The organism is Dyella sp., assembly GCF_035277725.1.
Lineage (GTDB): Bacteria > Pseudomonadota > Gammaproteobacteria > Xanthomonadales > Rhodanobacteraceae > Dyella_B.
Genome location: NZ_DATEJY010000241.1, coordinates 1 through 22,196, shown reverse-complemented (window position 1 = coordinate 22,196; position 22,196 = coordinate 1). Strand labels below are relative to the sequence as shown.

16 protein-coding genes are annotated in these 22,196 nt (G+C 62.3%); 11 read left to right on the top strand and 5 right to left on the bottom strand.

Translation table 11 applies throughout. The annotated features are described in order from the left end of the window. Positions 1–55 precede the first annotated feature (55 nt). Entirely contained in the window at positions 56–868 is an 813-nt protein-coding gene (locus VJR68_RS19815) for a DoxX family membrane protein (protein WP_324150441.1), read from the top strand. Positions 869–970: 102 nt separating this feature from the next. Here the strand turns inward: VJR68_RS19815 and VJR68_RS19810 are convergent, their stop codons facing one another. Continuing rightward, entirely contained in the window at positions 971–1,507 is a 537-nt protein-coding gene (locus tag VJR68_RS19810) for a DNA starvation/stationary phase protection protein (RefSeq protein WP_324150439.1), read from the bottom strand. Between the two features lie 166 nt (positions 1,508–1,673). Between VJR68_RS19810 and VJR68_RS19805 the strand changes: the two genes are divergently transcribed. Together VJR68_RS19805 and VJR68_RS19800 are read left to right on the top strand one after the other, a co-directional pair. After that, positions 1,674–3,542, top strand: a complete 1,869-nt coding sequence (locus tag VJR68_RS19805; RefSeq protein WP_324150438.1) for a potassium transporter Kup — start codon at positions 1,674–1,676, stop codon at positions 3,540–3,542. Positions 3,543–3,829: 287 nt separating this feature from the next. Further along, positions 3,830–4,996, top strand: coding sequence for a diguanylate cyclase (locus tag VJR68_RS19800; RefSeq protein WP_324150437.1), 1,167 nt, complete (start codon positions 3,830–3,832; stop codon positions 4,994–4,996). 127 nt (positions 4,997–5,123) lie between these two features. Here VJR68_RS19800 and VJR68_RS19795 read toward each other — a convergent pair whose 3' ends face one another. Continuing rightward, positions 5,124–6,005: a LysR family transcriptional regulator gene (locus VJR68_RS19795; protein WP_324150436.1), complete on the bottom strand. Its 882-nt coding sequence runs from the start codon at positions 6,003–6,005 to the stop codon at positions 5,124–5,126. Between the two features lie 105 nt (positions 6,006–6,110). Here VJR68_RS19795 and VJR68_RS19790 point away from each other — a divergent pair, with 105 nt between their 5' ends. Continuing rightward, positions 6,111–7,670 (top strand): MFS transporter, encoded by a 1,560-nt coding sequence (locus VJR68_RS19790; RefSeq protein WP_324150434.1) that lies wholly within the window; start codon positions 6,111–6,113, stop codon positions 7,668–7,670. A gap of 38 nt (positions 7,671–7,708) precedes the next feature. On the opposite strand, the gene VJR68_RS19785 is transcribed toward VJR68_RS19790, so the two are convergent. Next, the gene (locus tag VJR68_RS19785) at positions 7,709–9,133 is read right to left on the bottom strand and encodes an FUSC family protein (RefSeq protein ID WP_324150433.1); all 1,425 of its coding nucleotides are present in this window, start codon (positions 9,131–9,133) and stop codon (positions 7,709–7,711) included. Between the two features lie 218 nt (positions 9,134–9,351). Here VJR68_RS19785 and VJR68_RS19780 point away from each other — a divergent pair, with 218 nt between their 5' ends. The 4 genes from VJR68_RS19780 (at position 9,352) to VJR68_RS19765 (ending at position 16,255) form a co-directional block, all read left to right on the top strand. Next, positions 9,352–10,035 carry an aspartyl/asparaginyl beta-hydroxylase domain-containing protein gene (locus tag VJR68_RS19780; protein ID WP_324150432.1) on the top strand — a complete coding sequence of 228 codons (684 nt, stop codon included), beginning with the start codon at positions 9,352–9,354 and terminating at the stop codon, positions 10,033–10,035. 277 nt (positions 10,036–10,312) lie between these two features. Next, positions 10,313–12,091 carry a GGDEF domain-containing protein gene (locus VJR68_RS19775; RefSeq protein WP_324150430.1) on the top strand — a complete coding sequence of 593 codons (1,779 nt, stop codon included), beginning with the start codon at positions 10,313–10,315 and terminating at the stop codon, positions 12,089–12,091. A 330-nt stretch (positions 12,092–12,421) separates the two neighbouring features. Next, complete coding sequence (locus tag VJR68_RS19770) at positions 12,422–14,728, top strand: S53 family peptidase (protein ID WP_324150429.1); 2,307 nt, start codon at positions 12,422–12,424, stop codon at positions 14,726–14,728. A gap of 153 nt (positions 14,729–14,881) precedes the next feature. Then, positions 14,882–16,255 (top strand): MFS transporter, encoded by a 1,374-nt coding sequence (locus VJR68_RS19765; protein ID WP_324150428.1) that lies wholly within the window; start codon positions 14,882–14,884, stop codon positions 16,253–16,255. A gap of 66 nt (positions 16,256–16,321) precedes the next feature. Here the strand turns inward: VJR68_RS19765 and VJR68_RS19760 are convergent, their stop codons facing one another. After that, positions 16,322–17,032 carry a DUF899 family protein gene (locus tag VJR68_RS19760; RefSeq protein WP_324150426.1) on the bottom strand — a complete coding sequence of 237 codons (711 nt, stop codon included), beginning with the start codon at positions 17,030–17,032 and terminating at the stop codon, positions 16,322–16,324. A 160-nt stretch (positions 17,033–17,192) separates the two neighbouring features. Here VJR68_RS19760 and VJR68_RS19755 point away from each other — a divergent pair, with 160 nt between their 5' ends. Together VJR68_RS19755 and VJR68_RS19750 are read left to right on the top strand one after the other, a co-directional pair. Continuing rightward, the gene (locus VJR68_RS19755) at positions 17,193–17,861 is read left to right on the top strand and encodes a PadR family transcriptional regulator (protein ID WP_324150425.1); all 669 of its coding nucleotides are present in this window, start codon (positions 17,193–17,195) and stop codon (positions 17,859–17,861) included. Between the two features lie 5 nt (positions 17,862–17,866). Further along, positions 17,867–18,181, top strand: coding sequence for a hypothetical protein (locus tag VJR68_RS19750; protein ID WP_324150424.1), 315 nt, complete (start codon positions 17,867–17,869; stop codon positions 18,179–18,181). Here VJR68_RS19750 and VJR68_RS19745 read toward each other — a convergent pair. Next, positions 18,135–20,567, bottom strand: coding sequence for a S9 family peptidase (locus tag VJR68_RS19745; RefSeq protein WP_324150423.1), 2,433 nt, complete (start codon positions 20,565–20,567; stop codon positions 18,135–18,137). The two genes, VJR68_RS19750 and VJR68_RS19745, sit on opposite strands and share 47 nt — an antisense overlap. Positions 20,568–20,708: 141 nt before the next feature. Here VJR68_RS19745 and VJR68_RS19740 point away from each other — a divergent pair. After that, the coding region (locus VJR68_RS19740; protein ID WP_324150422.1) for a S9 family peptidase at positions 20,709–22,196 on the top strand (1,488 nt) is incomplete at its 3' end.

Genomic DNA, 22,196 nt, shown 5'->3' with positions numbered 1-22,196 from the left:
AACCGCGCATGGCGCCCGCTTGAATGGACGCACTGACGATAACGGGAAAACCTGCATGCGCATGACCGATATGGGTCGCGTGGTATTTGCCCTGGCGTTCGTGGGGTTGGGTCTGCTCGGTGTGTTTTCCCGGGATTTCGCATCGGTGTGGCAGCCGGTGTCGCCGGATCTGCCTGGGCGTGCGTTTCTGGCAGTGCTTTCCGGCGCTGTCATGGCGGTCGGCGGCGCAGGTTTGCTGTGGCAACGCACGCGGGTGCCTGCCGCCGCCGTGATGATGGCGTACACCTTGTTGTGGCTGCTGGCGTTGCATGTGCCGCGCGTCATTCTGGCGCCGATGCATGAAGTGACGTGGGGTGGCTGCGCGGAGATCGTTACGTTGGTGGCTGCGTGCTGGGTGCTGTATGCATCCACGGCGACGTCTCGCGACAAGCCCTATGTTGCGGCGTTGACCGGCATGCACGCGGTGCATGTCGCGCGCATCGCGTTCGCGGTAGCGCTGCCGCTGATCGGGCTGGAGCATCTGGTATATGCAAAGGAAACCGCCGATATGGTGCCGGCGTGGCTTCCGTATCGCATGGGCTGGGCGTACGTCACTGGCATCGCGCATATCGCCGCCGGCTTGGCGATCGCTCTGAATGTGTTGCCGCGCCTGGCGGCGACATTGGAAGCGTGGATGATGGGCGGCTTCACCGTGCTGGTGTGGATGCCATCCGTGATGGCGACGCCGTCGCAGCGCTTCGTATGGACCGGCTTGCTGATTTCGACGGTGATTACGGCGGCGGGATGGATCGTGGCGGCATCGTACGCGGAAGTGCCGTGGTTTTCGCTGGGGCGGTTGCGCAACAGGAAAGTTGAATTGGCAACATAAGCCGCCGCGCAGGTTGGGGTGAGCGGAACGCGAACCCCAACACTGCCGAATCTTGCAGGCGAGGTTGAGGCTCGGCTGCGCCTCACCCCAAGCTACAGAGACTTACACGTTGCGGCTTGTTTCAAACAGGAACCACACGCGCCGTTCCGCTTCGTCGATCCAGTTTTCCAGCAGGCTGGCGGTGGCCACGTCGTTGTATTCGTCGCACAGCTCATGCGTCTTGCGCATGTACTCGGCCAGGCGCGCGTTGTCTTCGCGCAATTCGGCCAGCATGTCGGCGGGGGAAACGAAATCCGCGTCGTTATCCGTCAGGCGTTGATGGCGGGCGATGGCACCGATGGAACGCAGGGTGGTGCCGCCAAGCTTGCGCACGCGTTCGGCGATGGGATCGGTGGTGGCGTAGATTTCGTCGGATTGCTCGTCCAGCAACAAGTGATAGTCGCGGAAGTGCGGACCGCTCATATGCCAGTGGAAGTTCTTGGTCTTCAGGTAAAGCGCGAAGATGTCGGCCAGCAAGGTGTTGAGTTCGGCCGAAATATCGCGGCGGGCATCTTCGCCGAGTGCGCTGGGGGTTTTTAGCGGAGCCTTGCGCAGCTGCTTGGCTTTGGCGAGCTTGTCGGCCTTATTGGCTTTGGGCATGGCGGTTCTCTCCTGGGGCGTGGGTAGTGGAAAACGAGAGATCGTCGAACACAGGTCCGTGACCTTAGGCCAGCCATGCCGTGCAAGCAACAGGCACGAGCGGCTGAGCCTGTGTCATGTTTCTTGGCTAGACTGCGAGGCCATCTTGGGATGGGCCGCGCCAGCCATGACGGAAACCGCAACGAACCCGCTGAAGAAGTCCGCGCTGCTGGGCCTCGGCGCCCTGGGCGTGGTGTTCGGCGACATCGGCACCAGCCCGCTGTATACCTTCAAGACCGTGCTGGACATGACCGGCGGGAATAGCCCGCAAACGATTTTCGGCGTGATTTCGCTGCTGATCTGGACACTGATCATCATTACGTCGGTGAAGTACGCCGGCTTCGCCATGCGCATCGACAACGACGGCGAAGGCGGCATCCTGGCGCTGATGGCTTTGCTGGGGGTGAAGCGCAACAGGCGCCCGCTCATCGTGGCGGCGGGGCTGTTCGGCGCCGCACTTATTTACGGTGACGGCGCGATCACGCCGGCCATTTCCGTGCTGTCGGCGCTGGAAGGGCTGAACATTGTCGCGCCGTCGCTGCAGCATGACGTGCTGCCGTTGACGGTGCTGATCCTGCTGGCGCTGTTTGCGCTGCAGCCGATGGGCACCGCGCGGATCGGGCGCGCGTTCGGGCCGATCATGGCACTGTGGTTCCTGACCATGGCGGTGCTGGGTGTATGGGGTATCGCCAGGCACCCGGGCATTCTCTGGGCGCTCAACCCCTACTACGCGCTGCATTACCTGCTGCATGGCGGCAGCGGCAGCTTCCTGGTGCTGGGCGGCGTGTTTCTGTGCGTCACGGGCGCCGAAGCGCTGTATGCCGACATGGGTCATTTCGGCGCCGGCCCGATCAAGCTGGCCTGGTCGGCATTGGTGTTTCCCAGCCTGGTGCTCAATTACGCCGGCCAGGGCGCGATCGTGCTGGCCGGTGCGCCGACCGCAGGCAACATCTTCTATCGCCTGTGCCCGGCTGTGCTGACGTTGCCGTTGATCGTGCTGTCGACAGTGGCCACCATCATCGCCAGCCAGTCGATCATCACCGGCGCGTTTTCGATGACGCGGCAAGCCATTCAACTCGGTTGGATGCCGCGCCTGAAAGTGTCGCAGACCTCCAAGGAAGGCTACGGCCAGATCTACGTCGGTGCGGTGAACTGGCTGTTGATGCTGGTGACGATCGGCTTGGCGCTAGGCTTTCGCAAATCTGACAATCTGGCCGCCGCGTACGGCATCGCGGTGTCGTGCACCATGTTGATGACTACCGCGTTGCTGCTCATCGCGATGCGCGAAATCTGGAAATGGCCGTTGGCCGCGTGTGTAGCCGTGGCAGGCGCATTCTTCATCGTCGATGCCTCGTTCTTCGCCTCGAACATGATGAAGCTGCTCGATGGCGGCTACGTGCCGTTGTTGCTCGCTGCGCTGGTGTACTTGGTGATGTATGTCTGGCATCACGGCCTGGTGGCGATGGCCACGCGCATCAACGAATTTCCCGTGCCGGTGGATGTGTTTCTGGATGATCTGGCGCCGAACGGCGTCGTCCGCGTGCCGGGCACTGCGGTGTTTCTGACCCGTGCCAAAGCCACTACGCCGCCGGTGATGCAGTGGTACGTCAAGCACAGCAAGTCGCTGCACAAGCGCGTCCTGGCGGTGACGCTGGAGATCGCTTCCACGCCGTGGGTCACGCCGCGGGAGCGCCTGCGCATGGCGGAGATCGGGCCGAATTTCTGGTCGATCACTGCCACCTTCGGCTTTATGGAGCGGCCGGACATGCCTGCCTTGATGGCGCAAATTGCCATGCATGGCTGCCCTATTCATCCCAACGAACTGACCTATTTCGTCGGCATGGAAAAAATCGTCGCGCGTGAAGACGGTCATGGCATACCGCGTTGGATACGCGTGGTGTTCGCTGTGATGTTGCGTAATGGTGCACGGGTCACCGACTACCTGCGCATTCCAGCCAATCAGGTCGTCGATATCGGCCGGCAAATTTCGATCTAAGTCGATTTTCTTCACAAAGCTAAATGTTGCGCTCGCACGCACGCGGGCGTGGCTGGCAGCTTGCTGCTTTTTCCCGTGGCATGGTCCTTGCCTGATTGCAGTAATCGGCATTTCAAGAAGACCAAGCATGAGTACGTGCCGATGATGCGGACCTGAGCGCTGCGGAAAGGAGGAGCACAGCCATGTCGACCATAACGCGTTGCAATGCGCGATAGCGCCGAGCGCTTCGGCGCTGCCATGGGTTGCACGGAACGTGCAGGGGCAAAGCTTGGTGGCGGGATTCTGCGATGCATTTGAATGTCGAGACACTATCGCTGATCAACGGCGGCAACGCCTTGCTGCTTGCGCTGATGCTGTGGTTCGGCACGCGCATCGGCAGCAACCATGCCGTGCAGGGCCTGCGCCTGCGCGCGCTGTCGTTGCTGATCGAAGCCTGTGGCGACTTCATACTGGCGTTCGATTTCAAGCTTTCGCCGCTGACCGTGCTGCTGGTCGGCAACACGTTCAACCTGAGTGCGCAGGCATTGACGATCGTAGCGTTGCGCATGGTGCTGCAACGCAAGCTGCGCTGGCGCGCGGCGATCGCCTTGGGCGTGGTCGCCTGGTTGGGCGCCACTTATCTCGCCGCCGTGCATCCGGATTATCGCTTGCGTGTGCTGTGGGGTTCAGTCTTTCTGATTGCCATGGCGACACTCAATATTTCTGCACTATGGAGCGATCGGCCGAAACACGATGCGCGTGCGCAGTACCTGTTGCTTTGGGCATACGTGCTGGCCATTGCGCTGTTGGTATGGCGCAACGCATCGCTGTGGCTGCTATCGTCGGCGCCGCAAGGCATCGGCACACCTACCGCGGTGAACGTGGTGTATGTGTTCCTGTTCGGCCTGCAGCCGCTGATGGCCAGCGTGGGGTTTCTACTGCTGTACAACGAAATCCTGCAGCGTGAATTGCATGATCTGGCACGCATCGATCCGCTCACCGGCGTCACCAATCGCCTGGGGTTGCTGGAAGCCTCCGAAGACCTGCTCGCGCGTGCGCGCACCCGAAAGGAACCGATCGGCGTGTTGCTGATCGATGCCGATCATTTCAAGAGCATCAACGACCGCTTCGGCCACGACGACGGCGATCGCGTGCTGCTCGAATTGGTCTACAACATCCGCCGCATGCTGCGCGTGGGCGATCTGGTCGGCCGCGTCGGTGGCGAAGAATTTCTGGTGCTGTCGCCCTCCGTGAAGGAAGCGGGTTTGCTGGCGCTGGCCGAGCGCATTCGTAGCGCGGTCGAGCGCACATCGTTCCATATCGCCGGCCAGTCATACGCGCTGACCGTCTCCATCGGCGCCGCCATCGCCGATCCCAGCGAGCCGGACATGATGCCCGCACGCCGCCGCGCGGATGCCGCGTTGTATGAAGCCAAGCGCGCGGGGCGCAATCGCGTGATGATTTCGAACTTGTGATTGGCGCTTGGCGTAATTTGTCTACGATGACCACGTAGGTCGGGGCAAGCGGCACGCGAACCCCGGCATCAACGTCCATGCATCACGCCATGTCGGGGTTCGGCTGTGCCTCACCCCAACCTACGAATCATCCAACCTTGCGGCGTCCGGTCGATGCGTGCGGCGGCAGCTCTGCCATGTTGAGCACCAATCGGCCGAACTCGCGCGCTGCCGGCGTGTGGCCGCCCGCGCCGCAAAGCAATGAAAACCCCACCGCTGGCAGCGGCGGCAAGCCGTATTCCTCGTCGATGATTTTCATGCCGGGTTCCAGTTCGTCACGCGTGATCACCGTGGCCGCCAGCCCCGCCAGTACCGCAGCGCGAATACCGAGCCAACCGGGCGAACTGAAGATGATGTGCCAATCGATCGCGGTATCGCTCAGCGCGCGCACCGCAACGTTGCGATAGATGCAGGTAGGCGGCATGAACGCCAACGGCAGCGAGTGACCGGGCAGATGGAAATGTTCCGCCGCCACCCACACCAGGCGCGTGCGGCGCAACAGCGCTTCATCGGCGTGCTTCTGCTCGGAAATCACGATTGCAAGGTCGAGATCGCCCGCCTCGATCATCGCGCGCAGATCAAGCATGCTGGTAACGCTCACGTCCAGACGCACCGCCGGATAGCTGCGCGCGAATTGGCATAGCAGCGATGGCATGCGCTCGCCCATGAAGGTTTCCGGCACGCCGAAGCGCACCACGCCCGATACTGGCGAGGGCGTGAAGCGCCGCGACAGTGCGTCGAATCCTTGCAGGATCTGTTGCGCGTAACGCAGTAGATCCTCGCCATCTTCGGTGAGCGTCAGCCGGCGCGTCGTGCGATGAAGCAGCGGCCGGCCCAGTTGTTCTTCCAGGCGGCGGATCTGATGGCTGACCGCCGATTGCGTGAGATGCAGCCGTTCGGCGGCGCGGGTGAAGCCGCCGGCTTCTTTCACCGCGACGAAGGCGCGCAACAGCGTGGGATCGAGATGCATGGTCGTGTGTCCATGACGGGAATTAATGAGTTGCACAAAATCAATTCATTTCCATCATGAAACCGCCCTGCCCAGAATGGCAATCCCCTCCCATCGATAGCTGTTATGGACGCCCACGTTGCGTGTACCGATGCGACTTTTTCCGGCAAGAGCGTGATGGCGCTGGCTGCCGTGTGTTTGGCCGCTTTGATGTCCGGCCTGGAAATTTCCAGCGTGCCGGTGATCCTGCCCACGCTGCAGCAGATCTTGCAGGCGCATTTCCGCGACCTGGAATGGATCGAGAACGCCTACACGCTTGCCTGCACCACGGTGCTGATGGCGGCCGGCACGCTGGCGGATCGCTACGGGCGGCGGCGTGTCTTCCTGATCAGCCTGCTGCTGTTTGGCATCACGTCACTGATGTGCGGCGTGGCGCCCGATGCGCCGCTGTTGATCGTTGGCCGCTTTTTGCAGGGCCTGGGCGGTGGTGCGATGCTGATCTGCCTGATCGCGATCCTCTCGCATCAGTTTCGCGAAGGACGCGAGCGGAGCATTGCGTTTGGCGTGTGGGGCGTGGTGTTCGGCCTTGGGCTGGGATTCGGGCCGATCATCGGCGGCTCAATCACGTCGCTGGCGAACTGGCGCTGGGTCTTTCTGGTGCACGTGCCGCTGACGGTGGTGACGCTCGCGCTTGCCCGGATCAGCGTGCGCGAATCGCGCGATCCGCAGGCGGAACGGCTGGACGTGTGGGGGATCGTGACGCTGTCGGCGGCAGTGTTCTGCCTGACCTGTTTCATCATCCAAGGGCCGGTGCTGGGCTTTGGCAGTGCTGCAGCGATCGGCATACTGGCGGCGTCGCTCGTGTGCTTTGCGCTGTTCGTGTTGGCGGAGAAACGGCACAGCCATCCGATGTTCGATTTCTCCGTGTTCCGCATTCGCAATTTTTCCGGCGCCATTTGCGGTTCCATCGGTATGAACTTCAGCTTCTGGCCGTTCGTGATCTATCTGCCGATCTACTTTCAGTGTGTGCTGGGTTACGGCGTGATCACTGCCGGACTATCGCTGCTGATGTACACGCTGCCGACATTGGTAATACCGCCACTGGCTGAACGCCTGGCACTGCGCTACCAGCCGCGCGCCGTGATTCCTGCCGGCATGTTCATCATCGGCTTCGGCTTCCTGTTGATGGCCTATGGCAGCCGCCTGCCGTATGCGAGCTGGTTGAGCATGCTGCCGGGATGCCTGCTCGCCGGCGTGGGTCTCGGTTTGACCAACACGCCAACCACCAACACCACTACTGGCTCGGTGCCGGCCGCACGCGCGGGCATGGCTTCTGGCATCGACATCAGCGCACGCCTGATCACGCTTGCCATCAATATCGCGATGATGGGTTTTATTCTGCTGGAAGGCGTTCTTGTCCATTTGCGGCGAGCGCTTCCTGCCGGCATCAACGACATCGCACAACGCGCATTTGCGGAGAAGATTGCGTCAGGCAATCTCTTCGCCGTTGCGCAAAGCCTGCAATCGTTCGCCGTGCCGCATGCCGATGTGGTCGTGCGCGAAGCGCTGGCGGACGGGTTTGGCCATGTGATGCTGTATGGCGGACTTGGCGCCTGGTTGCTGGCGGCCATCAGCTTTACGGCGTTTCGGTCACGACAGGCTTTGATTTCGCGTAGGTCGGGGTGAGCGCACGCGAACCCCGGCATCAACGTATATGTCGTGCGTTATTCAGAACCTGCTTGCTGAAGGCTCGCCTGCAGTTGCTGCAACGCCGGCAGAATCGTTGCCGGTTCGCGCATCGATCGACGCGCGTGGCCCAGTGCTTGATACACGCTCGCCGGTGCGTTGCCTTGTTCGATCAACCTTCCGCCTGGCTCGCGGCAAGCAAGTAGCAGGTCGATCCATTCGGCTGGCCGGTCCTTTCGAACATAACGCGCAACATGGCGGCTGGCGCGGAATGCTGGCGCAATTTGTTCGACAGCGTGCAGCGCGGTGAAAAACGCGCCCGGTGCACGCGTGGGTTGCTGCCGATCCAAGGCTGTAGCAAGGGCAGCCAAGGCATCGGCGATGCGCCTGCGCAATATGGCAGTCGAACGCACTGGCAGAACAAACCATGCCACCGCCACGCCGATAACGGCACCCACGGCGATTTCTTCCAGGCGCGACCACAGCACGTGCGATGCGGGAACGCCGACGAAATCCTGCAACAGCGCCAGCACCACGGTGACGAACAACGCCCACCAGCCGTAGCTGATCGGCCGCAGCCACATGCCGAGAAAGACCGCCGCCAGCATCACCACGACCATGGCATGGCGATCGATGTCCAGATGCGTGCTGACCAACCCGGCAACCATGGTGCCCGCTGCCGCGCCGAGCACGCGCTGCACGCTTTTGTGCGCGACATCCAGGCGGCCGCGATTGCCGCTGTTGACGATAAAGGCGGTCAGCACCACCCAGGCCCAATGTTGCGGAAACGCCAGGTAGCCGATGGCGAACGCCAAGGCGAGCGCCAGCGCCATCTGGATCGCCATGCGCGTGGATGCAATGGGACGCAGCGAGCTTTCCGCCGGTGCAGCGGGATGCGCCACGGCTTGCAGCGTGACCGGCTTCAGCAAGCGCAGCGCTTGCGCGAGCACATGCACCACGTTGACCCAGAACAAGGCCAGCAGCGCGATCAGGATCGGCATCAAGACCGGCGGAACAAGTCCATGATGCCGCGGCGGCAGGTAAGGCACCGTCAGCAACGTGACGAATGGCAATGCGATCAGTGAACCGACGCGGCGCGCCATGGGACCGAACCGCCGCAACCAGATCGACACGAACATGCCGGTCGTGAAAACCGTCGCACCCACGATGGGAAAACGAAACAGCAGTATGCCGATGCCCGCCGCGGCAAGGCCCACCGCGGGCAGCACGAAGAACGCTTCGATGCGGCCACGGCGATCCCGGTCCAGCTGGCTGCGCGAGAGCGACAGGCACAGCACGACGGCGAGCACGCCGGAGCCGGATTCCGGGCTGATGGCCAATACACATAACAAAGTTGCGATGGACGCCAGCAAGGCGGTCACCGCTTCCACCAGCGTGCGTGTCAGCGGCGGGCGGGCGGCGCCTGCGCGAAAGCTTGCGGAAATACGATTCGTTGCGTCCATGGCCATGCCGTAGCTCGAAGCGACAGCCGACGATAACACTGCTCGGCGATGTGCATCGCCCGGGGACGCAAACTTTTGCGTGTGCAGGAGGCGCCATGGTGGGTCAACAAGCACAGGTGTCGCCCGTTATGTCGGCCTATTAGCCTTCACGCCGCGCCGCTACGGGAAACAGGAGCATGCGTGGCGCATGGCATTCACGCGACAAGGCATCACAACGTATGAGCGTGTTGTACGACCTGTCAGCCAACACGATACGCCGCCTGTACGATGCGCGCATCGACACGCCGCCGGTGCTCGACGCGGGCATCTATTTCCCCGATGCCGTGCGCTTCGCAAAGGCATGGCACGCGATTCGCGACGAAGCGCTTGCGGTGGCCGCGCGCATGCAAGCCATTCCGCGCTTTCATGAAGTGATGCCGGCGCAGAGGCCGATTTCAGCCAATGACGGCAAGGATTGGCGGGTGTACATCCTGAAGGTATACGGCGCCGACATCGACAAACACCTGGCCGCCTGCCCCACGCTGGCGCAGTTGATTGCCAGCACGCCGGACGTGCTGTCGGCTACGCTGTCATTCCTGGCCCCGCGCAAGCACATTCCACGGCATCGCGGCCCCTTTCGCGGCGTGTTGCGTTACCAGCTCGGGCTGTCCGTGCCGGTGGATGCGCAAGGCCGGCCCGCCGCGGTGCTGTCGCTCGACGATCAGGAACACCGCATCGGCAACGGCGAGCATCTGCTGTGGGATGACACGTATCCGCACGAGGTGTGGAATCACAGCGACGAGATGCGCGCGGCGTTGCTGCTGGATGTGCGGCGGCGGCATATGCCGGCGGATATGCGCTTGCTGTCGAATGCATTGATTGCCTCGGTCGGCCTGGTGGCGCGTTGGCGCGGTATCGATTGAGGGCTTGCAGCAGCGCCTTGGGCTGGGATGGCAATCCCGGCTTCCCGTCGTTTCCGGTGCTGGGATTGTCATCCCAGCCTATGTAGTTTTTGGACTCCGGTTTCCGCACCGCCTGCCGATAAGGCACCCGGCTCCCCCGGCTTTTGCCTAGAGCGGAATTCAGTGATTTCTCAGCCGTCTTCCAGTCATCATGGGCGCATCCCCCGGCGCTACTGCCGGGGTGCCTGGGGTATGGCTGAGCGGCCGATGGGCAGACCGTGGTGCGGAACAGGTATCAATGCAGCTTCAGGCACAGCTAAGAGTGGGGGCGGCGCTTTTGCTGGCGGTGGCTGCGGGCGTTTCTGCCTATGTCTTTACCGGCTATGCACAGGGTTACCGGCAAAGCGCGCAAAACCTGCATGCGCTGACGTCTTACGATCAGGCATTGAAGGCCGGCAACGCGATCTCGGCCGAGCGCGCACCCTCCAATATCCTGCTTAGCCTGGATCCCCACGCCGCTCCGATTTACGCCGCCACTCGGGTGGAAGTGGCCGCAGCGCGCCAGCACACCGATGCCGCGCTAGCGCAGCTCGACCAGCTGATACGCGCGCAACCCCAGGCAAACGGAAAGGTGCCGCAGCTTGCGCACGCCAGAACGTCGCTGGCGCAGGCGCGCGTTGCCTATGACGCACTCGCCCGCAACGCGCCAGCCGAACGGTCGCCGCAGGATCTGCAAACCGCCATCGACAAGCTGATCGATGCCCGCAACCAGCTCGATCCGCTGATCAACGATTTCTACAACGAAGCGGTGGCGCTGGCGCCGGACCAGACCGGCATCATGCAGATGGCGCGCATCCTGAGCGATCTGCGCGAATACGGCGGCCGGCTTGGTTCGATGCTGGTGGTGCCCTTGTCGACGCCGCAACCGATCGATGCAGCACGGCGTGTCGCCATGGCCAGGCTGCGGGGCCGCATCGATGAACTGCATCGCCTGATGCCGGCGCTGATGACGGAAAAGACCGCCGACAACGACGACATCGGCAGCAGGCGCGCGCAGGTGGAACACGATTTCTTCGGGCATACGCTGTCCTTAGTCGATACCTTGATGGCGCAGCCAGGAACCGACTACGGCGTTCGCGCCGCGGCGTTCACCAGTGAGGTGCTTCCCGACCTGGTTGCACTGGAACGACTGGAAGACCGCTTCATGCAGCGCGCCATCATGCAGGTCAACGACAATCAGCACGCCGAGGGCAGGCACATGATGCTGATCGGCGCCTTCCTGCTGGCGTTCTGTCTGTTTTTGCTGGCCATGCTGCGCGCGGCGGAAAACCTGGTGATACGGCCCTTGTTGCTGGCCAAGAACGAGATCGTCGCGCTGGCCAGCGGCGACTTGCGGCGCGCACCGCGCGCCGGCAACAGTGTGGAAGCACGCGCGCTGCACGATGCCATCGACATATTGCGCCAGCAGCACATGCGAAGCATGCAGTTGTCGATCGAACGCGACGAACTCAGCACGGCATTGCGCCGGCAAGCGCATACCGATGCGCTCACCGGCCTGCTCAACCGGCATGCGCTGGAAGAAATCACTGGCGATCTTTCGGCCGAACCGGTGCGCCTTTCCAGAGGCCGCGGCCTGATCCTGATGGACGTGGATTACTTCAAGCCGATCAATGACGAACACGGGCACATCGTCGGCGACCTGGTGTTGCGCGAAGTGGCCGGACGCATCCGGCACCTGGTGCAGGATCCGCACATGGCGTTCCGCTATGGCGGCGAAGAATTCGCGGTGCTGACGAATGGCTTGTCGATGGAAGAATTGTGCCAGCTGGCCGAAGCCATTCGCCGCGCGATTTCCAGCGACGGCATCTCCGTGCCAGGTGTCTCGACGCTGGCTGTCACGGCCAGTTTTGGTGTCGCCAAGGGCAATGCCGTGGTGATCACCTGGCTGGACCTGCTCAACGCCGCCGATGAAGCGTTGTATCAAGCCAAGGCGCAAGGCAGGAATCAGTTGGTGGCGGCCGCACAAGCCCCGGATGATGCGGGGCGCGAACCGCATTCGGCTTCGACGCGCAGTTAAAAATTTCAACATGACGCGTGAAACCACTTTCTACGTGTTGGGAAGTGTAAACCGCATGTAACAACTATTTTTTCCGAAGTACTGGACGTGTTTGTGCGCGGCGCGCACGATCAAAACCCCGGCGTTCCAGTCGGGGAGTTCAGTTGGGAAACATGCCGATCAACTTCAGGCGAGTCATCGCGACCGCAGCCGCTGTGGCTGCGTCGAACCCGCGTCGCGGCCGGATGGCTTTTCGCAACCTTTCTCGAGAGAGGCAATCACGACGATGCATGGTGTGCCCGTTTCATCACAGGGGGGACCTTTTTTCTTTATGCCCTAGGGAGAAACGATGTGAAAACCAAGCATGTGATGATGGCGCTGCCCATGGCCGCCGCACTCGCAACGTTACCGTTGATCGCCCAGGCCGCCACCGCCAATCCGGCCTTGGCCGGCGTGAATACGGCCGAAGCGCCACGTGTGACCCAAGCCGTGAACAACCGCGTAGTCGCCGCACTGGCCAACACGCATCTGTCGCTCGTTGAACGATCCACCCTCGCCGGTCATGTGGACGATGCGATGGCGATGAACCATATGCAGCTGATTCTGCGCCCGAGTGCGCTGCGTTCGTCCGCGCTGGCATCGCTGATCGCCGCACAGCATGATCCGGCGTCCGCCAAATTCCATCAGTGGCTGACACCGGAAGAATTCGGCGCACATTTCGGTGTGGTCGATGCCGATATTGCCGCAGCGGCCTCATGGCTGATCTCGCAAGGCTTCACCGTCAACGGCGTATATCCGAACAAGCTGCAGATCGATTTCAGCGGCACGGCAGGTCTGGTGCGGCAGGCGTTCCACACACAGGAAAACCGCTACATCGTCAATCACGTCAACCATGTCGCCAACGCGAGCGACATCAGCGTGCCGGCTGCGCTGCATGAGGTGGTGGTGGGCGTGGCGGGCTTGAACGACTTCCGCCCGCAACCTTTGCACGTGGCGCCGCAGGTGGCGCAGTTCGATCGCGGCAAGGGCAATTTCAAGATCACCCAACCGGCTTCATCGCAGGCTGGAACGCCCGGCCATTCGGCGGTGAATTTCACCGGTGGCGTGCGCGGCTTCGTGCCGTTCGACATGCAGACGATCTACAACACCAGCAGCTTGTATGCCGGCGGCCTCACCGGTGCCGGCATCAGCATTGCCGTGGTGGAAGATCAGGATATGTATAGCCCCGACTGGTCCAACTTCGTCAGCCAGTTCGGCCTGGGCAGCTATGGCGGCACCTTCAGCCAGTTCCAGCCGCAATTGACGCCGTCCACCGGAAACTGCACCGACCCGGGCGGCAACTCGCCGGGTGGCGAAAGCATCGAGACAGTGCTGGATTCGGAGTACTCCACCGCCATCGCACCCGGCGCGAATATCTGGGTGGCCACCTGTGCAGATTCGGACACCACCAACTTCTTCGGCGGCGTATTCACGGCGGCGGACAACCTGATCAACAACACCAATCCGGCCGGCCGGCCCAATGTGATCAGTGCGAGCTATGGTTATGGCGAAGGCTTCACCGACGCTGCCAGCAAGGCCGCGATCGACTTGATGTGGGCACAGGGCGATGCCGAAGGTATTTCGGTGTTCGTATCCAGCGGCGATTCCGGCTCCAACCCGAGCTTCAACGGCAGCATCATCAACGGTGTTCCCGCGATCGACGCCAATTCGTTCGCCACCTCGCCGAACGATACGGCCGTGGGCGGCACGGATACCGCCGATGTGCTCGATGGCACCACCAGCAAGTACTTCAACAGCACGCTCAATCCGGTGTATGGCTCGGCGAAATCGTATGTGCCGGAGCTGACCTGGAATCAGTCGTGCGGCAATACGCTGGCTGCGAGCAAGCTGGCGCATGTTTCCGCACTGCAGTTCTGCAAGAACGCACTGATCTACGATCCGTACGGCTACTACGTGACCTCCGAGAGCGGCAGCGGCGGCCCGTCGTCGGTCGATGCCAAGCCTTCGTGGCAGCGCATCGTGCGTGGCGCGGCAAAAGACCAGTCGCGCGATCTGCCGGATGTATCGCTGTTCGCAGGTTCGTATGGCGGGTATTCGTGGGTGATTTTGTGCACCGGCTTTTATCCGTGCACGGCCAACTTCACCTCGCCGGTGGAATTGGTGGGCGGCACCTCGCTGTCGTCGCCGATGTTCGCGGGTATCCAGGCATTGATCGACCAGGGCTTGTCCAACGCTGGACTGTCGAAGAACCAGGGCAATGCCGCGCCGACCTTGTACGAACTGGCGCGGCATGAGTACGGCGGCCCAACCGGTTCCGCGCCGGGCACGCTGGCCAAGTGCAACGCCAGCAACGGCACCAACGGGACCGGCAAGTGTGTGTTCTATAACGTCACCACCGGCGGCAATTCCACGCAATGCGTGCAGGTGGCGGCGTTCGCGGAAACCACGCCTGATTGCTATTTCTACGGCACCATCCAGAACTTCCAGCAGTTTTATGGACCCACGCTGGTCGGGCTGACGTCCGCCAGCACCTCCAATTACAACAGCAATACGGCGGCCTTCAGCGCACAGCCCGGTTGGAGTTTCGCCAATGGATTGGGTTCGGTGAATGCTGGCAATCTGTTGAGCGCATGGAAGGCGTTCGTTAACGCACCGTAGTAGCTGAGCACAGAGCTTCCCTCTCCTGCCAAGCGGGAGAGGGAAATCTCTTCGCAGCATGAACATAAAACGGATATTTCGCCCTTCCACGAAACATCCATGCTTGCCATGCCATAAGGTTGGCCCGTCGCCGCTTCACCTCTTGTCACCGGCATGGATCAGCAGCGTTCCTCCCACAGCATCGCACGCGTCACCACCGCAGCCAGCTTCGGCTTTGCGTTGGTGCAATTGGACGTCACCATCGTCAATGTGGCGCTGCCACGCATTGCGGGCGATCTGCATTCGGGCGTCGCCGGCCTGCAATGGGTAGTGGATGCTTACGCACTGGCGTTTGCGGTGCTGCTGCTCAGCATGGGCTATTTCGGCGATCGCCTGGGTGCGCGCCGGGTGTATCTCGGCGGCATGCTGCTGTTTGCGCTTGCATCGGTGTTTTGCGGTTGCTCGAGCGATGCACCCATGCTGATTGCCGGGCGCACGCTGCAAGGTGTGGGCGCCGCAGCAATGCTGCCGTGTTCGCTGGCCTTGCTCAGCCACGCCACCGCGCATGAGCATGCGCTGCGTGCGCGTGCCGTCGGCTGGTGGACCGCTTCGGGCGCGATCGCCATTGCGGCCGGCCCGATCATCGGCGGCTTGCTGATGAGCGTAACCAGCTGGCGCAGCATCTTTTTCGTCAACGTGCCGATCTGCGTGGTGGGTGCATGGCTGACCTGGCGCGTACCGGAAACCGAGCGCAAGGCGCACGAGGGACGTTTCGACCTGCGTGGACAGGTGCTGGCGATTCTCGCGCTGACCGGTTTGACGATGATGGTGATCGAAGCCAAGCCGCTCGGCTGGACACATCCATGGGTGCTCGCCTGCGCGGGCGTGGCCTTGGTGACCGCACCGTTGTTCGTGTGGGCACAATCGCGCAGCGCGGCGCCGATGTTGCCGTTGCGTTTCTTCAAGGCGCCGGGTTTCAGCGTGGCAGTGGCGTATGGGGTGATCGTCAACCTCACCTATTACGGCATCGTGTTTTTGCTCAGTTTGTATTTGCAGCGCGTGCACGGTTACAGCGCCTTGCGTACCGGGCTGGCCTATTTGCCGCTGACGGCGACCTTTTTTGGCGTGAATATCTTCAGTGGTTGGCTGGTTGGCCGCGCGGGCGCGCGCCTGCCGATGGTGCTGGGCGCACTGATTGATGCCGCCGGTTTTGGGCTGCTTTTGCTGCTGGATGCAGGCAGCCCTTATCTGCTGATGCTTCCCGCGTTCGCGTTGCTGCCGAGCGGCATGGGCCTGGGCGTACCGGCGATGACCACGACGGTGCTTTCCGCAGTGGAGAAGCACGCGTCGGGTACCGCTTCGGGGGTGTTGAATGCGGCGCGCCAGGCAGCTGGAGCGATTGGCGTGGCCCTGTTCGGATCGCTGGCGGGCAATAGCAACGACATGGTTGTGCGTGGCTTGCATCGATCCGCGTGGATTGCGCTAGTCATGCTGGTGCTGGCCGCCGTGCTGGCCTTACGTGGCATTCGCGCGCGAAGCGCTGCGTAGGCTGGGACGAAATCCCAGCCGCTTTTTTTGGATGGCGATGCTGGGAATCCCAGCCTACGGTGCCTGCTACGCGGAGTAATCGAGCTTCGGATACCAATCGGTGCCGCGCCCTTCTGGCGTCATGTCGAGCACGGTCCAGATCGGCATCGGATCGGGCGCGCCGCGTGGGTCCTGTCCGGGATCGGAAGTGTCAAACCCCATTTCGCCGGCCCAGAACAAACGCACGGTGCCGTCGCGCCGCGTAAACACGTTGAGCGCCGGCATGTCGCTGCCGTCGTCGGCAATGCCGTGATAGTCGCGGGTGAAGTTGCCGTTGAGGTCCGAAAACAGCTTGAGATTCCGCCAGCCGCGTTCGCGCTTGAACGCGAGGAGCCGATCCAGCGGCGAACGTGCGATGACCGCCAGCGCGATGCGCTGTTCCATGTCGCGCGCTTCGCCTTCCCATGCACTCAGCAGCGACGTGCACATCGGGCATGGCCGTTCGCGCTGCGGGCCGAACATGTAGCTGTAGACGACCAGGGTCTGCTTGTCGCCGAACAGGCCCGCAAAATCTGTCGGGCCGTTTTCGCCTTCGAAACGGTAGTCGCCGATCACTTCGCCGCCGGGTGGCAACCCTCGGCGCAGTTGGGCGACGCGTTCGATCTGGCGGCGCAGCTCGATTTCCTCGCGCAGCAGTTCGTTGCGGGCACGGCGGTAGTCCGCGCTTTCGTTGGGCTGGCTGGCATTGTTGCGCTTTACCAGCTCGGCCGCGGGGACGAGGGTGGGGTTTTGAGTCATGGTCGCTTCTCCGGATAAGGGCCCTACCTGTGAGTGACGAACGGGGGTGGAGGGAATCGACAAAGTCCGGGGCGTTGAGGGGGCATCCGCCTGGGCTTGCACTTCGATACAAATTAGATATATCGTTTTCGCCACGATTTAGATATATCGGAGTTACCTCATGCATCGGCATTTCCTGTTCCACCGCTTCATGCACCGCCATCACGACGATTGCCATCGGGGCTGGCGCGAGGCCTATGGCGACGGCGAGGAGGCTTACGAATTCCACGGCCGCCGCGGCCGGCACGGCCCGTTCGGGCATCACGGCGATGCGTTCGGCGAGTGGGGTGATCTGCAAGGGGGCGGGCGGCGCGGCGGCGGACGCCTGCTGGGCCATGGCGATCTGAAGCTGCTGCTGCTGGCCTTGATCGAGCAGCAACCGCGTCATGGCTACGAGCTGATCCGCACCATCGAGGAAATGTTCCACGGCGCCTACTCGCCCAGCCCCGGCGCGATCTATCCCACTCTGACCATGTTGGAAGAACTCGGCTACGCCTCGGTGGAAAGCGAACAGGGCGGGCGCAAGCTGTACGCCATCACTGACGAAGGCCGCGCTTACCTGCAGGCCAATCGCAGCGCGGTGGACGCCATGACCGAACGCACTCGGCACAGCGCGCGCCTGATCGCCAAGCTGTCGCTGCCGATGTCGGTGCGCAAGGCCATGCACCAGCTCAAGCATGCCGTGCTGATGCGCGGTGCGGATTGGAACAAGGCCGAAGCGCAACGCGTGGCAGCGATTCTCGAACGCGCCGCGTCCGACATCGCCACAGGCCGCCAGGATGAAGCATAAGCCGCATGACCCGACACGAACACCGCATGCTGCGGCACCAGATCGCCATCCGCCGGCTGGAAGTGCTGAGCGCCGGACGCATGACGCCACCGATGCCGCGGATTACCTTACCGGGCGAAGCATCGCGCGACTTCGCCAGCGCTTCGCCCGACGATCGCGTCGCGTTGCAGCGCACGAATGAAGGTGGCGAGTCGGGCCAGCGGCGTAGGTTGGGGTGCGAACCCCAACATCCCGATCTTGCACGCATGGCGATGGTGGGGTTCGCACCCCAACCTACGCGCCAGGCGCCGGCTTCACCCACGTCTCGAACAATTCATTGATCCGCCGGTACTCGTCATACCACGCATCCGCGTGCTCGAATTCATGCCGCTCCAGCGGATACAGGGAGATCCAGAAGTTCTTCTTGTGCAATTCGATGAAGCGCTGATACAGGCGGATCGAATCGCTGGCCATCACGTTGTTGTCGATCAAACCATGATTGATCAGCAGCGGATCGCGCAGGTTCTCTGCATAGGTGATCGGCGAGCTGATCTTGTATGCCTCCGGATCCAGCTGCGGCGTGTTGAGAATATCGGCGGTGTACGGATCGTTGTACGTCACCCAGTCCGACGGCGGACGTTGCGCGGCGCCTGCAGCGAATTCGCCCGGTGCACGCAATAGCGCCATCTCGGTCATGAAGCCGCCATAGCTGCCGCCGTAGATGCCGACGCGCTTGGGATCGACGCCGTGGTTTTTCACCAGCCAGGCTTTGCCGTCGAGCAGGTCTTCCAGTTCCGGATGGCCCATCTGGCGATAGATCGCCGTGCGCCATGCACTGCCGTAGCCTTCGGATGCGCGGTAATCCATGTCCAGCACCATGTAGCCTTCCTGCACCAGCAGATTGTTGAACAGCTGTTCGTGCTGGTAGTAGGTGGCGGCTTCTTTGACATCCTGCAGGTAACCGGCACCGTGCACGAACAGCACGGCGGGACGCGACGCCGATGCATCGGTTTCATTCGCTGGGCCGTAGTACTTCGCATAGATCACGCCGGCGCCGTGCGAGGACGGCACTTCCACGATCTTCGGTTCGATCCAGTGATAGGCGGTGAACGCGGGCTTCATGGTGTGGGTAAGGTCGCGCGGCGTGCCGCCTTCGACGTTTTGCACGGCAAGCTGCGGCAGCACGTAGGCCGACGAATGCAGCACGGCAAGCTGCTTGTCGTCGGGCGACAAGGTGAACTGATCCATGCCGCCGTACTGCGTGACGCGAGCGAGCTCACCGCCGTTCGAGGGCACGCGGTAAACGTCGTAGCTGTAGGGCGCCACTTTATTGGTGCGCAGGTAGAACCATTTGCCGTCGTTGGAAAGCTGCGGCTGGCTCACTTCGAACTTGCCGGATGTCAATGCCTTCGCCGTACCATCCACCGGTTTTACGTAAAGCTGCGAATAGCCGCTCTCTTCACTCAGATACCACAACGTGCGGTTGTCCTTGAGCCAGCCGAAATCGTTGAAGCCCCAGTTGATCCACGCATCGTTGTGCAGGCGATGCTGCGGCACCAGCGTGTGATGCGCGAAGTCGACGCTGGCGATCCAGCGGTCCTTGTTGTCGATGGCGAGAAATTCCAGCGCAGCATTACGGCCATCGTCGCTCCACACGATGCCGGCCGTGCCGCTGTCCATGGTGTACATGATCACCTGCCGCACGTCCGGTGCCTTGAGCGCCTTGGCGTCGTCATCCTTGCCGGCTTTCTCCAAGGCAGCGACGGTTTTTGCGCGGATGGCTTTCAGCGGATCGTCCTTGATGCCGGGCAGGTTGTCGGTTGCCAGCGGATAGGACTTGTGTGCACTGAGATCAAGCAACAACACCGATTGCGGCGCAGGATCGTTGCGGCCAACGTATTGGCGTGCCGCCTCGGTTTCGGTGTAACCGGAATTCGTCACGTAATGGATCACGTCCGGCGCCTTGCCATCGTCGTGATGTGCCGGTTGAGTCAGCACCAGCATCCAGCGGCCATCGGGCGACAGCTCGGTATCCATCAGCTGCGCCTTGTCGCCGAGATAGAACGGCTGCGGCGCGCGCGTGGGATCGGCGACGGCCAAGGCTTGTTCGTTCGCGTGCAGCGCGTCTTTGTCTTGCTTGTTTTCGCGCAGATCCTTGAACAGCGCGAGTTGCTGCTGTTCGAGCGCATCGGGTTTCTTGTCGTTGGGATCGTCGGTGAACTTCAATACCGCGGCCGGCGAGGTGATGCTGCTGGCGATGTCGTAGACGTACCAGTTGTTGCTTTCGCGAAATTGCAGGACGCGGCCATCGGCGGAAAAGCGCGGCGAGGATTCCGGCAACGCGCTGCGCGTGACTTGCGTGCGGCGTCCGTTGCTCAGGTCGACCAGGAACACGTCACCGTGAAAGATGTAAGCCGCACGGCGATGCGCGCGATCGTACACGGCAGGACCTTCGGCCTGCGCGGTGGCGGCAGCGTCGAGCTTGGTGTTGTTGCCGCCCGCAGGATCGACGCGATACAGATCATGCACCGTGCTGCCATCGCGCTTGAGGCTGTAGTAAAGACTGCGGCCGTCCACACTCCAATACGGATTCTCGACCGCCTGCCCCATCCAGTCCGGATTGGCCATGATGGTTTCCAGATCGAGCTTGGATGACGTCGAAGGGGTTTGCGCTGCCACGGGCAGTACGGCGAGGGCGATCAGACCGGCAGGCAGCAGTCGGCGCATGGATGGAACTCCGGGTCGGAAAATCGGCCAGCATAGCCAAGCGCGACGCGCTGACAAGCGCCATGGGTCCCGTTTCGCCCGGGTCTGCGCACGGTATAGGCTGGCTGGTCTGCTCCATATCCAGCCACAGGACCTCAAGGCATGTCCCTTTTCCTGCGTTGCCTGCCTGCCCTTGCGTTTGTCGTCACTGCGGCCGCTCATGGCGGCGACAGCAGACCGCCTGCTTCACCGACACGCCCCGCCGCCAGCACCTTGCATGGCGTGACCGTCAACGATCCCTACCGTTGGCTGGAAAACGCACAGGATCCTGCCGTGCAAGCCTGGATCAAGGCGCAGAACGAACACACCGAAGCAGTGCTCGCCGCAATGCCCGATGGCAAGTCGATGACTGAGCGCGTGCAACAGCTCGCCATCACCTCCACGACGCGTTCCTCGCCGCTGCTCGCCGGCGGCACGCTGTTCTACATGCAGGAAACACCGCCCCAGCCGCAACCACAGCTGATGGCGCAAGCGTGGCCGGACGGCAAGGCACGCGTGCTGGTGGATCTCAACGCCGGCGACGGCAACACCGCGATCACCGGTTATTGGCCATCGCCGACGGGTCGCTATCTGGCCTACGGCACGGCGGAAGGCGGCAGTGAATTGACCACGCTGCACGTGCTCGACGTGGCCACCGGCAAAGTATTGAGCGACGCGTTGCCGTATGCCGGTGGTGGCACGACGCCGCAAGATGTTGCGTGGGATGCCGATGAACACGGTTTCGTCTATGTGCGCTTTCCGTTGCCACCGCCGGGTACGGAGGTACGCCAGTTCGATGCAGCCTTGGTGCATCACGTGCTTGGACAAGCCTCGCACGCTGACGAGGTGGTGTTCGGCAAGAGCTATTCGAAGGTTGCCGAATACCGTCTGCTGACCTCGCCGGGTGCCAGGCAACTCGCCGTACTCGCCAATATCGGCGATGGCGGTTCTGCCGAGGTATATCTGCGGCAAGGCAGCGAATGGAAGAAAGTGCTAGGCCACGACGCCAACGTGCGCAATGCGGCGTGGGTAGGCCAGCGTCTGCTGGTGACCAGCTTCGCCGATGCGCCGCGCGGCAAGCTGCTGGCGATCGATGCACAAGGCAAGGTCACTACCGCAGTAGCACAACGCGAAGGCGCGATGCAGACCATCGCGCCGATGGCCGATGGCTTTCTGGTAACGCGCAGCTGGGGCCCGGATGGATGGGCAGAACAATACGACGCACAAGACAAACTGGTACGCCGCCTACCGCTGCCGGCGCATGACATCACCATCGAAGGCATCGCCGCCGAGCAAGGCCGGGATCACGCACTGATTACTTACGGCGGCTGGACGCTGCCCGCGCGCTGGGCCGATCTCGATGCGAAAAGCGGTAACCTGCGCACGGTGTTCGAAGTGAAGCCGGCGGCTGATTACAGCAAGGTGGACGTGCATCGCATCGACGGCACCTCCAAGGACGGCACCAAGATTCCGGTGACCGTGTTGAGCATGCCCGGCATCACGCCGAACGGTCAGCGGCCGACCATTCTGTATAGCTATGGCGGCTACGACATTCCGATCACGCCTCATTTCATCGGGCCGGAACTGGCGTGGCTGGAACGTGGCGGCGTA